Source organism: Cellulosimicrobium sp. NPDC030954 (assembly GCF_055571305.1).
Map to the genome: position 1 here is coordinate 1 of NZ_JBVIFN010000022.1, position 13,147 is coordinate 13,147.

Annotated in this window: 12 protein-coding genes; all 12 read right to left on the bottom strand. The window is 74.3% G+C overall.

Annotated elements, in window-relative coordinates; translation table 11 throughout:
• Positions 1–523: 523 nt before the first annotated feature.
• Positions 524–1,795, bottom strand: coding sequence for a tyrosine--tRNA ligase (tyrS, locus tag ACZ402_RS20110; protein ID WP_375824524.1), 1,272 nt, complete (start codon positions 1,793–1,795; stop codon positions 524–526).
• A 117-nt stretch (positions 1,796–1,912) separates the two neighbouring features.
• On the bottom strand, positions 1,913–2,593 hold the full coding sequence (locus ACZ402_RS20115) for a DNA-3-methyladenine glycosylase (protein ID WP_375824523.1): 681 nt from the start codon (positions 2,591–2,593) through the stop codon (positions 1,913–1,915).
• 40 nt (positions 2,594–2,633) lie between these two features.
• Entirely contained in the window at positions 2,634–3,368 is a 735-nt protein-coding gene (locus tag ACZ402_RS20120; protein WP_375824522.1) for a hypothetical protein, read from the bottom strand.
• Positions 3,365–4,006, bottom strand: a complete 642-nt coding sequence (locus ACZ402_RS20125) for a uridine kinase family protein (RefSeq protein WP_375824521.1) — start codon at positions 4,004–4,006, stop codon at positions 3,365–3,367. The genes ACZ402_RS20120 and ACZ402_RS20125 overlap by 4 nt, the downstream gene beginning before the upstream one ends.
• 25 nt (positions 4,007–4,031) lie before the next feature.
• The gene (gene argH, locus ACZ402_RS20130) at positions 4,032–5,516 is read right to left on the bottom strand and encodes an argininosuccinate lyase (RefSeq protein WP_375824520.1); all 1,485 of its coding nucleotides are present in this window, start codon (positions 5,514–5,516) and stop codon (positions 4,032–4,034) included.
• Positions 5,513–6,742 carry an argininosuccinate synthase gene (locus ACZ402_RS20135; RefSeq protein WP_375824519.1) on the bottom strand — a complete coding sequence of 410 codons (1,230 nt, stop codon included), beginning with the start codon at positions 6,740–6,742 and terminating at the stop codon, positions 5,513–5,515. The genes argH and ACZ402_RS20135 overlap by 4 nt, the downstream gene beginning before the upstream one ends.
• 96 nt (positions 6,743–6,838) lie before the next feature.
• Entirely contained in the window at positions 6,839–7,375 is a 537-nt protein-coding gene (locus ACZ402_RS20140; protein WP_375824518.1) for an arginine repressor, read from the bottom strand.
• Entirely contained in the window at positions 7,372–8,307 is a 936-nt protein-coding gene (gene argF, locus ACZ402_RS20145) for an ornithine carbamoyltransferase (protein WP_375824517.1), read from the bottom strand. The genes ACZ402_RS20140 and argF overlap by 4 nt, the downstream gene beginning before the upstream one ends.
• On the bottom strand, positions 8,307–9,626 hold the full coding sequence (locus tag ACZ402_RS20150; RefSeq protein ID WP_375824530.1) for an acetylornithine transaminase: 1,320 nt from the start codon (positions 9,624–9,626) through the stop codon (positions 8,307–8,309). Before ACZ402_RS20150 ends, argF begins: the two co-directional genes overlap by 1 nt.
• A 50-nt stretch (positions 9,627–9,676) precedes the next feature.
• A complete protein-coding gene (gene argB, locus ACZ402_RS20155; protein ID WP_375824516.1) occupies positions 9,677–10,663 on the bottom strand; it encodes an acetylglutamate kinase in 987 nt (328 codons plus the stop codon).
• Positions 10,660–11,871: a bifunctional glutamate N-acetyltransferase/amino-acid acetyltransferase ArgJ gene (gene argJ, locus ACZ402_RS20160; RefSeq protein ID WP_375824515.1), complete on the bottom strand. Its 1,212-nt coding sequence runs from the start codon at positions 11,869–11,871 to the stop codon at positions 10,660–10,662. Before argJ ends, argB begins: the two co-directional genes overlap by 4 nt.
• Positions 11,868–12,962 carry an N-acetyl-gamma-glutamyl-phosphate reductase gene (gene argC, locus ACZ402_RS20165; RefSeq protein ID WP_375824514.1) on the bottom strand — a complete coding sequence of 365 codons (1,095 nt, stop codon included), beginning with the start codon at positions 12,960–12,962 and terminating at the stop codon, positions 11,868–11,870. Before argC ends, argJ begins: the two co-directional genes overlap by 4 nt.
• Between the last annotated feature and the right edge of the window lie 185 nt (positions 12,963–13,147).

Here is a 13,147-nt window from a genome sequence, read left to right on the forward strand (position 1 = left end):
TGGCATTGACTAACAAGCACACTGTTGAGTTCTCAAACAACCGACACACACCAACTCAGCACCACCCGACCGGGCAGAACCTCGCTTGGGGCAACTTCTCTAATCTACCAGATCCTCTGCGCCCTCTCCAACTCGGTGATTCGAGCGGAGGGAGCCGGGGAACCAGCAGCCCCGATCATGTCACGGCGCGCGAGGCTCCGAGTCATTCTCGAGGGGGACCGCCCGGGGGACCAGCCACCGTCTCGTGCGATCGAGACTCGGTGTCCGTTCCTCCCTGCCGGGCGAACGTCGAGAACACTACACGCGCTCCGCCCGGGTGCCAAATCCGTGTGCTCGCACGCTGAGCCGGCTCGCCAGCCCTGCTCGACAGCCCTGCTCGGCAGCCCCGCCCGACTGCCCGCCCGACGCGTCCGTCCGGGCGGCACGAGAGGTAGGGCCTGTCCCGTCCCGCCACGACGAGACGCCGAAGGGGCCGGCCGCTCGACGCGGTCCGGCCCCTTCGTGATCGTGGCGACGAGGCTGCTCAGCCGGCCGCGCCGTCCGCGACGGCGACCCCGAGCGTCTTCTTCCCCCGGCGCAGGAGGGCGAACTGCCCGTGCAGCAGGTCGTCCGGCGCGAGGACGGCGTCCTCGCTCGTCACCTTGAGGTTGTTGACGTACGCCCCGCCCTCGGCCACCGCTCGACGAGCCGCGGCCTTCGACGCGACGAGGCCGGACGCCGCGAACAGGTCGACGACCGCGTCTCCCACCGTCGCCGTCGTGCGTGGGAGCTCGGCGACCGCGGCGCCCAGCGTCCCCGCGTCCAGTCCGTCCAGCTCGCCCCGGCCGAAGAGCGCCTGGCTCGCGGCGATCACGGACGCCGTCGCCTCCGCCCCGTGCACGAGGGTCGTGACGTCCGAGGCGAGCGCGCGCTGCGCCTCGCGCGCGCCCGGCCGCTCCCGTACCGCGGCCTCGAGCTCGGCGATCTCCTCGCGCGTGCGGAACGTGAAGATCTTCAGCCAGCCCACCACGTCCTCGTCCGCGGCGTTGAGCCAGTACTGGTAGAAGGCGTACGGGCTCATCATGTCGGGCGCGAGCCAGACCGCCCCGCCCTCCGTCTTGCCGAACTTGGTCCCGTCGGCCTTGGTGATGAGCGGCGTCGTGAGGACGTGCACGGCCGCGCCCTCGGTCTTGCGGATGAGCTCGACGCCCGACAGCAGGTTGCCCCACTGGTCGTTGCCCCCCGTCTGGAGGGACACGCCGTGCCGGCGGTACAGCTCGAGGAAGTCGATCCCCTGGAGGATCTGGTAGCTGAACTCGGTGAAGCTGATCCCCTCCTCCGAGCGCAGGCGGCGCGCGACGGTGTCCTTCGCGAGCATCGTGCCGAGGCGGTAGTGCTTGCCGACGTCGCGCAGGAAGTCGATCGCCGACAGCTCGGAGATCCAGTCGAGGTTGTTCACGAGCCGGGCGGGGTTGTCCCCCTCGAAGTCGAGGAAGCGTGACACCTGCGACTTCAGCCGCTCGGTCCACTCCGCGACGGTCTCCTTGGTGTTGAGCACCCGCTCCCCCGACTGGCGCGGGTCGCCGATCATGCCCGTCGCCCCGCCCACGAGCGCCACGGCGCGGTGGCCCGCGAGCTGGAGGTGACGCAGCACGACGAGCTGCACGAGGTGGCCGTGGTGGAGGCTCGGCGCCGTCGGGTCGAAGCCGCAGTAGTACGTGATCGGGCCCTCGGCCAGCGCGGCGCGCAGCGCGGCCTCGTCGGTGGACTGCGCCACCAGGCCCCGCCATTGCAGCTCGTCGAGAACGTCGCTCACTTCTGCTCCTTCGTCGAGTACCCGTGGACCGGGCACGTCCGATGCTGCCGTGCGGCAGCGGGTCCTAGTCTGCCGTGCCGCGCGACGTCCGACGTCCACCGCCCACCGGGCGGGCGCTCACCGCGCGCGGGCGCTCACCCGGCGGTAGGCCGAGACCGTGGGGTCCCCCGCGAGCCAGGAGCGCCACGGGTAGAGGTCGCCGTCTCCCCCGTCGCCGGAGACCCCGACCCTCGGACCGGTCGCGATCGCGGGACGCAGCGGCCCCGCGGACGCGCGGTGCAGCACGAGCTCCCCGTCGGGGTCCGTCAGCTCGGCGCCGTACTGGCGCAGGTCCAGGTCGAGCGCGACCGCGAGGCGCGCGGGCCCCCGCGCGATCTGGCGGTCCGAGTCGCACCTCCCGGCGACGAGCCGTCGCGACCGGGCGAGGTCGACGCCGTCGGTCACCTCGCCCGCGCGCAGCAGGACGGCGGACGCGCGGCCCACCGGCCCGCACACGACGTTCACGCAGTGGTGCAGCCCGAGGTGCCGGTACACGTACAGCCGGCCGGGCTCGCCGAACATGGCGCGGTTGCGCTCGGTCCGCCCGCGGAAGGCGTGGGAGCCCGGGTCGCGCTCGCCGTCGTACGCCTCGACCTCCGTGATCCGCAGGGTGACGTCGCCCGCGTCGCTGCGTCGGGTGAGGAACGACCCGAGCAGGTCGCGCGCGACCTCGTGGACGTCGCGCGCGTACCACCCCCGCGCCGGGACGTCCCACGGTCCGACGACGCGCGGCTCCCCGCCCCCCGTCGTCTGCGTCACGGCGTCCGTCACCTTCGCACCACCTTCCGTCGTGGGCAATCTACGCCCCGCCGTGCTCGCGCGGCCGCCGGCCCACGTGCACGGCCAGGACGGCGACCAGGGCGGTGCTCACCCACAGGGCGGGAACCCAGCAGCCGGCCGCGGCGCTCCGCAGGCGGTCCGGGACCGCGTCGCCGGACCAGGCGACGACGAGGGCGAGCACCCACCACGGCCCCGCGGTCGCGGCCACGACCGCGCCCAGGAGCGCGACCGGTGCCGGGTGCGCACGCCGGAGCTCGACCCAGCGCCACTGCCGGACGACGCGACGGCGGGCCGCTGCGGCGTCCCGGGCACGTCGCTGCGCCGCGGTGGGCACGCCCCGTGGGCCGCGCCGGGCTCTCGGCGCCGGTGGAGCGGCCACGGGCAGGCGTCCGCCCTCACGGGCGAGCCCGGCCTCGACGTCGGCACGTCGACGGCGCGTCCGCCGCGCGCCGACGAGCGTCGCGATCGCGGGCGGCAGCAGGACGGCCAGGGTGATCCACCACACGTGGTCGGTCGGGACGTCCCACACCCACCACGTCCCCGACCTGGTGCTGCTACGGCTCGGGAGGAGGAACCAGGTCGAGAGCGTCGCCGTGCGGGCGGTCGCGGCGAGGACGACGGCGGTCGCCGTGCCCACGACGGCGAACGTCGTCACCCCGGCCACGAGGCCGTCGGTCACCCGGACCGCGCGGGACCAGGCGGACCGGGCGGCCTCGACCTGCGCGACGGACACGCCGTCGCGGCCGGCGATCATCGGTCCGCCGCGCGCACGACATTCCCCCACCCGTCGAGCACGACGTCCGCGCGCTCGCGCGAGGCGTTGCGCGCGTAGTGCGCGCGCTCGTCGGCCATCCAGGCGAGCCAGTGGGTGCGCTGGTCCTCGCCGTCCCGCTCGAGCCCGCGGCGCAGCCGCTCGTCGTCCGGGGCCTCGACCCACAGGCGCAGCGCGGCCACGCCGTCCGCCTCGCGGCGACCCGCCCCGCACCCCTCGACGACCAGGTACGGCGCCGGGGCGACGTCGTGCCACTCGGCGAAGCGGTCGAGCGTCCAGTCGAAGCGGCGGTACCGACCCGGACGACCCGCGGCGAGGGGCGCGAGGACCCACTCCTCCAGACGGCTCCACGCGGGCTCGAGCCCCCGCCAGCCCTCGTACAGGTCGTCCATGTGGAGGACCTGCGCGGGCAGAGCCTCGCCCAGCTGGGCGGCGAGCGTCGTCTTGCCCGAGCCCGCCGGCCCGTCGACCACCACGAGCCGGGTGCCCGACGGCGTCGCCCCGCCTCGAGCCGGCCCGTCGCCCGGGCGGGGCGACGGGCCGGTCGACGAGCCGAGGCGCGGGACGGCGTCGCGCACGCGGCGCACGAGGTCCGCGAGCACGTCCTGGTCGACGCTCACGCACGCACCCTCGGCCTGGGCGCCGTCAGTCCTGGGCCCAGAAGCGGTACTCGGCCGAGCGCTCCTTCGCGGCCTCGAGCTGCTCGGCGACCCGGACGGGGGCGGTGCCGCCGACCGCGTCGCGCGACGCGAGCGAGCCCTCGACGCTCAGCACGTCGCGCACGCCGGGCGTGAGGTGCTCGGAGATCGACGCGAGGTCGTCGTCCGAGAGGTCCCACAGCTCGATGCCGCGCTCCTCGCACACGCGCACGCACGCCCCGGCGACCTCGTGCGCGACGCGGAACGGCACGCCCTCGCGCACGAGCCACTCGGCGACGTCCGTCGCGAGCGAGAACCCCTGCGGCGCGAGCGAGGCCATGCGCTCGGTGTCGAACACGAGCGTCGCGACCATGCCGGAGAACGCGGGCAGGAGCACCTCGAGCGTGTCGACCTGGTCGAACACGGGCTCCTTGTCCTCCTGCAGGTCGCGGTTGTACGCGAGCGGCAGGCCCTTGAGCGTGGCGAGCAGGCCCGACAGGTCGCCGATGAGGCGGCCCGCCTTGCCGCGCGCGAGCTCGGCGACGTCGGGGTTCTTCTTCTGCGGCATGATGCTCGACCCCGTGGAGTAGGAGTCGTGCAGGCGCACGAAGCCGAACTCCTTGGTCGCCCAGAGGATGACCTCCTCCGCGAGGCGCGAGAGGTCGACGCCCAGCATCGCCGCGACGAACGCGAACTCCGCGACGACGTCGCGCGACGCGGTGCCGTCGATCGAGTTCTCGACCGGGCCGTCGAACCCGAGCTCGGCGGCGACGGCCGCCGGGTCGAGGCCCAGGGACGAGCCCGCGAGCGCCCCCGACCCGTACGGCGAGCGCGCGGCGCGCACGTCCCAGTCGATGAACCGGTCGACGTCGCGCAGCAGCGGCCACGCGTGGGCGAGCAGGTGGTGCGCGAGGAGCACCGGCTGGGCGTGCTGGAGGTGCGTACGGCCGGGCATGGCCGCGCCCGGGTGCGCGGCGGCCTGCTCGATCAGCGCGTCGACGACGTCGAGCACGAGTCGCGCGATCGTGCGCGCCTCGTCGCGCAGGTACATGCGCGTCAGCGTCGCGATCTGGTCGTTGCGCGACCGGCCGGCGCGCAGCTTGCCGCCGAGCTCGGGACCGGCCCGCTCGATGAGGCCGCGCTCGAGAGCGGTGTGCACGTCCTCGTCGTCGTCGGCCGCGACGAACGTGCCCGACGCGACGTCCTCGCGCAGCCGCTCGAGCGCCGCGAGCATGCCGTCGAGCTCGTCGTCGTCGAGCAGGCCCGCGGCGTGCAGGACCTTCGCGTGGGCCTTCGAGCCCGCGACGTCCTGGCCCGCGAGGCGCCAGTCGAAGTGCGTCGACTTGCTCAGCGCGGCGAGCGCGTCGGCGGGACCGCCGGCGAAGCGGCCGCCCCAGAGGCTCACGCGCCCGCTCGCGCCGTCCGCCTCCGCTGCCGCCGCGCCCTCGGCGGACGTGGTCGACTCCGGTCCCTGCTGGTCGTGCGTGCTCACAGTGCTCCTGCCCCGAGGTCCACACCGTTGCCGAACTTCTCGTCGCGCGCGGCGGCGAGCTTCGCGGTGAGACCGTAGATCTCGATGAATCCCTTGGCCTGCGACTGGTCGAACGAGTCGCCCTCGTCGTAGGTCGCCAGGTTGAAGTCGTACAGGCTCGCCTCCGAGCGGCGGCCGGTGACGGTCGCGCGCCCGCCGTGCAGCACGAGGCGCACGTCGCCGGAGACGTAACGCTGCGTGTCGTCGACGAACACGTCGAGCGAGCGCTTGAGCGGGCTGAACCACATGCCGTCGTAGACGAGCTCGGTCCAGCGCTGCTCCACGCCGCGCTTGAATCGGGCCTGCTCGCGCTCCAGGGTGACGTTCTCGAGCTCCTGGTGCGCGGCGATGAGCGCGATGGCGCCCGGGGCCTCGTAGACCTCGCGGGACTTGATCCCGACGAGGCGGTCCTCGACGATGTCGATGCGCCCGACGCCCTGCGCGCCCGCGCGGCGGTTCATCTCCTGGATCGCCTGCAGCGGCGTCACGGCGACGCCGTCGAGCGCGATCGGGATGCCCTGCTCGAACGTGATGACGACCTCGTCCGCGACGGGCGGGAACGTCGGGTCGTCGGTGTAGTTGTAGACGTCCTTGGTCGGGGCGTTCCAGATGTCCTCGAGGAAGCCGGTCTCGACCGCGCGGCCCCACACGTTCTGGTCGATCGAGAACGGGTTGTGCTTGGTCGTCGCGATGGGCAGGGAGTGCTTCTCCGCGTACTCGATGGCCTTCTCGCGCGTCAGCGCGAGGTCGCGCACGGGCGCGATCGTCTTGAGCTCGGGCGCGAGCGACGTCGTCGCGACCTCGAAGCGCACCTGGTCGTTGCCCTTGCCGGTGCAGCCGTGCGCGACGGTCGTCGCGCCGAACTGGCGCGCGGCGCGCACGAGGTGCTTGACGATGACGGGGCGCGAGATCGCCGAGACGAGCGGGTAGCGGTCGAGGTAGAGGCCGTTCGCGCGCAGCGCGGGCATGCAGTACTCGGCCGCGAACTCGTCGCGCGCGTCGGCGACGTACGCCTCGACGGCGCCGCAGTCCAGGGCGCGCTGCCGGATGACCTCGAGGTCCTCCCCGCCCTGGCCGACGTCGACCGCGACGGCGACGACCTCGGCGCCCGTGGCCTCGGCGATCCAGCCGATGGCCACCGACGTGTCCAGGCCGCCCGAGTAGGCGAGCACGACGCGTTCAGTCATGACGGTCTCTTTCTGTGACGTGCGGGTGGGGTCTGTGGTCCAGTGTCGCAGGACGGCCCGGTCGCGCCGGTCGAGCGGAGGGCGGTCCGACGCCGGTCAGTCGGGCGTGCCCGGGAGGGTCCCGCCCAGGGGTCCGGACAGCTCGAGGAAGCGCCGCGCGAGGTCGGCGCCGCCGTCGGGGTCGCGCGCGATGACGAGGATCGTGTCGTCGCCCGCGATGCAGCCGAGCACGTGCGGCAGGACGGAGTGGTCGATCGCCGACGCGAGGTAGTTCGCGGCCCCCGGGGGCGTGCGCAGCACGACGAGGTTCGCGGACGCCTCCGCGGAGACGAGCATCTCCGAGCACAGGCGCGCGAGCCGGGCCGCGAGGTACTCGGGCGACTCCGCGGTCTGCACGCTGCGGTCGCCGCCCTCCCCCGGCACGGCGTACACGAGCGCGCCCGACGCGCCGCGCACCTTCTCGGCGCGCAGCTCGATGAGGTCGCGCGAGAGCGTCGCCTGCGTCACCGACAGCCCCTCGCGCTCGAGCTCGCGCGCGAGCTCGGCCTGCGAGTGGATCTCGGTGCGGCGCACGATCTCGGCGATGCGCGCGTGGCGCGCCGTCTTCGTCGTCGCGGTGCGGGCCTCGGTCACGACCGCTCCAGGAGGAACGTGAGCAGCGCCTTCTGCGCGTGCAGCCGGTTCTCCGCCTCGTCCCACACCGCCGAGCGCGGCCCGTCGATGACCTCCACGGTGATCTCCTTGCCGCGGTACGCGGGCAGGCAGTGCAGGACGATCGCGTCGTCCTTCGCGTGCGCGAGGAGCTCGTCGTTCACCTGGTAGGGCACGAACGGGAGCGCGCGCTGCTCGGCCTGGGCCTCGTCCCCCATCGACACCCACGTGTCGGTCGCGACGACGTCCGCCCCCGCGACGGCCTCGACCGGGTCGGACGTGACCAGCACCGACCCGCCGGTCTCGGCGGCGATCCGCTCCGCGTCGGCGACGAAGACGGGGTGCGGCGGGTACCCGTCGGGAGTCCCGATCCGCACGTGCAGGCCCGCGGTCGCGCCGCCGAGCAGGTAGGAGTGCGCCATGTTGTTCGCGCCGTCGCCGACGTACGCGAGCGTCTGGCCCGCGAGCGCCCCCGTCCCGCCGCGGAGCTGGGCGACCGTGAGGAGGTCCGCGAGGATCTGGCACGGGTGGAAGTCGTCGGTCAGGGCGTTGACGACCGGCACCCGGCTGATCGCCGCCATCTCCTCGAGGCGGTCCTGCCCGAACGTGCGCCACACGATCGCCGACGCCTGCCGGTCGAGCACGCGCGTGACGTCCGCGACGGACTCGCGCACGCCGACCTGGGCGAGCCGGCCGTCCACGACGACCGGGAAGCCCCCGAGCTCGGCGACGCCCGTCGCGAACGAGAGCTGCGTGCGCAGCGTCGGCTTGTCGAACAGCACCGCCACGCCCTGCGGGCCGGCGAGCGGCTGACGGAACGTGCGGTCGTCGCGGAACGCGAGACCGATCTCGAGGACCTGCCGCTGCTCGGCGGGCGTCAGGTCGTCGTCGCGCAGGAAGTGCCGGGGGGCCATCAGGAGCTCCTCGTCGTGGGGCCGGTAGGTGTGGGGGTCGCGCCGGACCCGGCGGGGTTGGCCGACGCGGCGGTCGGGTCGGCCGGGACGGCGACGGTCGCGAAGAACCCGACGGCGTCGCGCGCCTGCTCGGGCGTGAGGACCAGGGGCGGCGCGAGCCGGATCGCGTCGGGCGCGACGGCGTTCACGACGAACCCCGCGTCGAGCGCCGCGCGCGCGACGTCGGCCGCGACGGGCCGGGTGAGCTGGACGGCGAGCAGCAGGCCGCGCCCCCGTACCCCGGCGACGAGCGGGTTGCCCGCCGAGGAGATCTCGTCGCGCAGGAGCCTGCCGACCGTCCGGACGTTCTGCAGGAGGTCGTCCCGCTCGATGACGCCCAGCGTCGCGAGCGCCGCCGCGGCGGCGACCGGGTTGCCGCCGAACGTCGTGCCGTGCTGACCGCGGCCGAGCAGCGTCGCCGCCCGCTCGCCGTACGCCACGACGGCACCCACGGGGAACCCGCCGCCGAGGCCCTTGGCGAGCGTGACGACGTCGGGCACGATCCCGCCGCCCACCTCCTGCTGCTGGTACGCGAACCACGAGCCCGTGCGCCCGACGCCGGTCTGCACCTCGTCGAGCACGAGCAGCGCGCCGTGGCGCGCCGTGAGCTCGCGCGCCGCGACGAGGTAGCCGGGCGAGAGCGACCGCACGCCCGCCTCGCCCTGCACCGGCTCGACGACGAGCGCCGCGACCTCGCCGCGCTCGGCCACCGCGGCAGGAGAGAACGCCTCCTCCAGCGCGGGGACGTCGTCGAACACGACGAACTCCACACCGCCCGGGAGCGGCTCGAAGGGCTCGCGGTACGCGGCCTTCGACGTCAGCGCGAGCGCGCCCATCGACCGGCCGTGGAAGCCGCCCTGGAGCGCGAGGACGCGCGTGCGACGTCCGGTGTCGTTGTTCCGGCGCGTCATCTTGAACGCCGCCTCGTTGGCCTCGGTGCCCGAGTTCGTGAAGAACACGCGCGACCCCTCGGGCGCCTCCGCGAGCGTCAGGAGGCGCTCGGCGAGCGCGATCTGCGTCGGGGTCCCGAAGAAGTTCGAGACGTGACCGAGCGTGCCGAGCTGGGCGGAGACCGCGGCCGTGAGCGTCGGGTGGGCGTGGCCGAGCGCGTTGACCGCGATCCCCGCGAGCAGGTCGAGGTACCGCTTCCCGTCGGCGTCCCAGACGTACGCGCCCTCGCCGCGCACGAGGACGCGCTGCGGCGGGCCGAACGTGTCCATGACGGCGTGCGCGTACCGGTCGGTCCACTGGGCGACGGAGCCGTCGCCCGGAGCCGTCACGGCGCTCGTCGTCGCGGGCGCGGGCGCGCCCGTCGGGTGGTCGAGCTGGTTCACGCGGCGCCTCCCGCGGTCGTGGTGGCCTCGGACCGGGCGGCGCCGAGCGGGTCCGGGACGACCATGGTCCCGTTGCCCTGGGTGGTGAAGACCTCGAGCAGCGTCGAGTGCGGTACGCGGCCGTCGATGACCGTCGCCGCGGGGACGCCGCCCTCGACGGCGCGCAGGCACGCCTCCATCTTGGGGACCATGCCCGCGGACAGGGACGGCAGGAGCGTCGCGAGCTCGGAGCGCGTGATCTGCGCGACGAGCGAGTCCTTGTCCGGCCAGGACGTGTACAGACCCTCGACGTCGGTCAGGACGACGAGCTTCTTCGCGCCGAGCGCGACCGCGAGCGCCGCGGCCGCGGTGTCCGCGTTGACGTTGAGCACCTGGGTCGGGTCCTCGAGGTCGGGCGCGATCGTCGAGACGACGGGGATGCGCCCGGCGTCGAGCAGGTCCTGGACCGCGGCGGGGTGCACCTCGACGACGTCGCCGACGAGGCCGACGTCGACGGGCTCGCCGTCGACCGTCGCGTGCCGGCGCTGCGCCTGGAGCAGGCCGCCGTCCTCGCCCGAGAGCCCGACGGCGTACGGGCCGTGCGCGTTGATGAGGCCGACGAGCTCGCGCGAGACCTGGCCCGTGAGCACCATGCGCACGACGTCCATCGCCTCCGGCGTCGTGACGCGCAGGCCGCCGCGGAACTCGGACTCGATGCCGAGCCGGTCGAGCATCGCGGAGATCTGCGGGCCCCCGCCGTGCACGACGACGGGGCGGAGGCCGACGCGGCGCAGGAACACCATGTCCTGCGCGAACGCGGCCTTGAGCGTGTCGTCGACCATGGCGTTGCCGCCGTACTTGACGACGACGAGCGCGCCGGCGAACTCCTCCAGCCACGGCAGGGCCTCGACGAGCACCTCGGCCTTCTGCTCGGGGCGCAGGTCGGTGCGCGTGTCGAACGCGGCGTCATCCGGGTGGGGCGTGGGAGTGGTCGGGTCGCTCATGAGGAGTACGCGCTGTTCTCGTGGACGTAGTCGTGCGTGAGGTCGTTGGTCCAGACCGTCGCGGTCGCGGAGCCGGCGTGCAGGTCGATCTCGACGCGCACCTCGCGCTCGGCCGCGAGGTCGACGAGCTCGCGCGGCTCGCCCACTCCCCCGGCCCGGCAGACCTGGACGTCGTTCACCGACACGTCGAGCAGGAGCGCGTCGAACGGCGCGACGTCCTCGGGGACCGTCCCGACGGCCGACACGATGCGCCCCCAGTTCGGGTCGTTGCCGAAGATCGCGGCCTTGAAGAGGTTCGAGCGCGTCACCGCGCGCGCGACCGCGACCGCGGCGTCCTCGCTCGACGCGTTCACCACGGTGACGGCGACGTCGTGGCTCGCACCCTCGGCGTCGGCCACGAGCTGGCGCGCGAGCGAGGCGCTGGCCTCGGTCACGGCGTCCGTGAGCTCGTCGAGCGTCACCTCGACCCCGGACGCGCCGGAGGCCAGGAGGATCACCGTGTCGTTCGTCGACATGCAGCCGTCGGAGTCGACGCGGTCGAACGTGGTACGGGTCGCGGCGCGCAGCGCGGCGTCGGCCGTCGCGGCGTCGACGACGGCGTCCGTCGTGAGCACGCACAGCATGGTCGCGAGGCCCGGCGCGAGCATGCCCGCGCCCTTCGCCATGCCGCCCACGGACCACGTCGCGGCGCCGTCCGTCGCGGTCGCGTCCGAGACCTCGCGGACCACGGAGACCGTCTTGGGCACGGTGTCCGTCGTCATGATCGCCAGCGCGGCGTCCCCGCCGCCGTCGACCGTGGCGACCGGGTCCGCGAGCGCCGCGGCGGCGGCGTCGACCCCGGCGAGCAGCTTCTCCAGGGGCAGCCGCACGCCGATGAGGCCCGTCGAGCAGACGAGCACGTCGCCCGCGGAGGTCGCGAGCACGTCCGCGACGTGCTCCGCGGTCCGGTGCGTGTCGGCGAAGCCCTCCGGCCCCGTGCACGCGTTCGCGCCGCCCGAGTTGAGCACGACGGCCGTCGCGCGCCCGTCGCTCACGGCCTGCCGCGTCCACGCGACCGGCGCGGCGAACACGCGGTTCGTCGTGAGCACGGCAGCCGCGACGTCGAGCGGCCCGTCGTTGACGACGAGCGCGACGTCGCGGGCGCCCGTGGACTTGAGCCCGGCGGCGACGCCGGCGGCCCGGAAGCCCTGCGGGGTGGTGACGGTCACGGTGCGACCCCCTCGGTCGTGAGGCCCGCCGTCTGCGGCAGGCCGAGCGCGATGTTCATGGACTGCACCGCGGCGCCCGCGGTGCCCTTGACGAGGTTGTCGATCGCCGTGACGGTGACGACGCGACCCGCGGCGTGGTCGACCGCGACCTGGACGAGCGCCGTGTTGGCGCCCAGCGTCATGGCCGTCGTCGGCCACTGCCCCACGGGCAGCACCCGGACGAACGGCTCGCCGACGTACGCGTCCTCCCAGGCGCGGCGCACGCGCGCGTCGAGCTCCGCGGGGTCGAGGCGCGCGGCGTCGTCGGACAGGCGTGCCGTCACCGTGGCGAGGATGCCGCGCGACATCGGGACCAGGGTGGGCGTGAACGAGATGCTCACGGCCGGGGCCCCCGCGGCCCGCAGGTTCTGCGCGATCTCCGGGATGTGCCGGTGCGACCCGCCGACGGCGTACGGCTGGGCCGAGCCGAGCGCCTCGGAGGCGAGCAGGTGCGGCTTGAGCGACTTGCCCGCGCCCGAGTACCCGTTGACGAGCACCGCGACGAGGTCGCGTCCCTCGACGAGACCCGCCGCGACACCGGGCTGGATGCCGAGCGTGACCGCCGTGACGTTGCAGCCCGGCACCGCGATGCGGCGCGCTCCCGCGAGCCGCTCGCGCTGCTTCGTCTCGCTCGCGCCCGCGCCGGCGTCGCTCGTGCGCAGCAGCTCCGGCAGCCCGTACGGCCACGTCCCCGCGTGCTCGGAGCCGTAGAACGCCACCCAGTCCGCCGCGGACTCCAGCCGGTGGTCCGCGCCCAGGTCCAGCACGAGCACGTCGTCCCGGAGCTGCGCCGCGATCTCGCCCGACGCGCCGTGCGGCAGCGCGAGCACGACGACGTCGTGCCCCGCCAGGTGCTCGACCGTCGTCGGCAGGAGCACACGGTCGGCGAGGGATCGCAGGTGCGGCTGGTGCTCACCGAGGAGCGACCCCGCGTTGCTGTGCGCCGTGACGGCGCCGATCTCCACCTCCGGGTGCCCGGCGAGCAGGCGGAGCGTCTCTCCGCCTGCGTACCCGGACGCACCCGCGACCGCGACTCTGATCGTCATATGCATCACTATACATACTTATGCAACGCGCGGGTCGAAGGTCCCGCCCACGGTACGCGTCGGGTCCGCGGTGGGGTCGGGTCTCGTGCCCGCGTGGTCGGGTCCGCGGTGGGGTCGGGTCTCGTGCCCGCGTGGTCGGGTCCGCGGTGGGGTCGGGTCTCGTGCCCGCGTGGTCGGGTCCGCGGTGGGGT

Excerpts from the sequence above, each read along its gene's own strand:
- argC (WP_375824514.1), bottom strand. The coding sequence starts at position 12,962 with ATGCATATGACGATCAGAGTCGCGGTCGCGGGTGCGTCCGGGTACGCA.
- ACZ402_RS20120 (WP_375824522.1), bottom strand. The coding sequence starts at position 3,368 with ATGATCGCCGGCCGCGACGGCGTGTCCGTCGCGCAGGTCGAGGCCGCC.
- ACZ402_RS20135 (WP_375824519.1), bottom strand. The coding sequence starts at position 6,742 with ATGACTGAACGCGTCGTGCTCGCCTACTCGGGCGGCCTGGACACGTCG.
- argB (WP_375824516.1), bottom strand. The coding sequence starts at position 10,663 with ATGAGCGACCCGACCACTCCCACGCCCCACCCGGATGACGCCGCGTTC.
- argF (WP_375824517.1), bottom strand. The coding sequence starts at position 8,307 with ATGGCCCCCCGGCACTTCCTGCGCGACGACGACCTGACGCCCGCCGAG.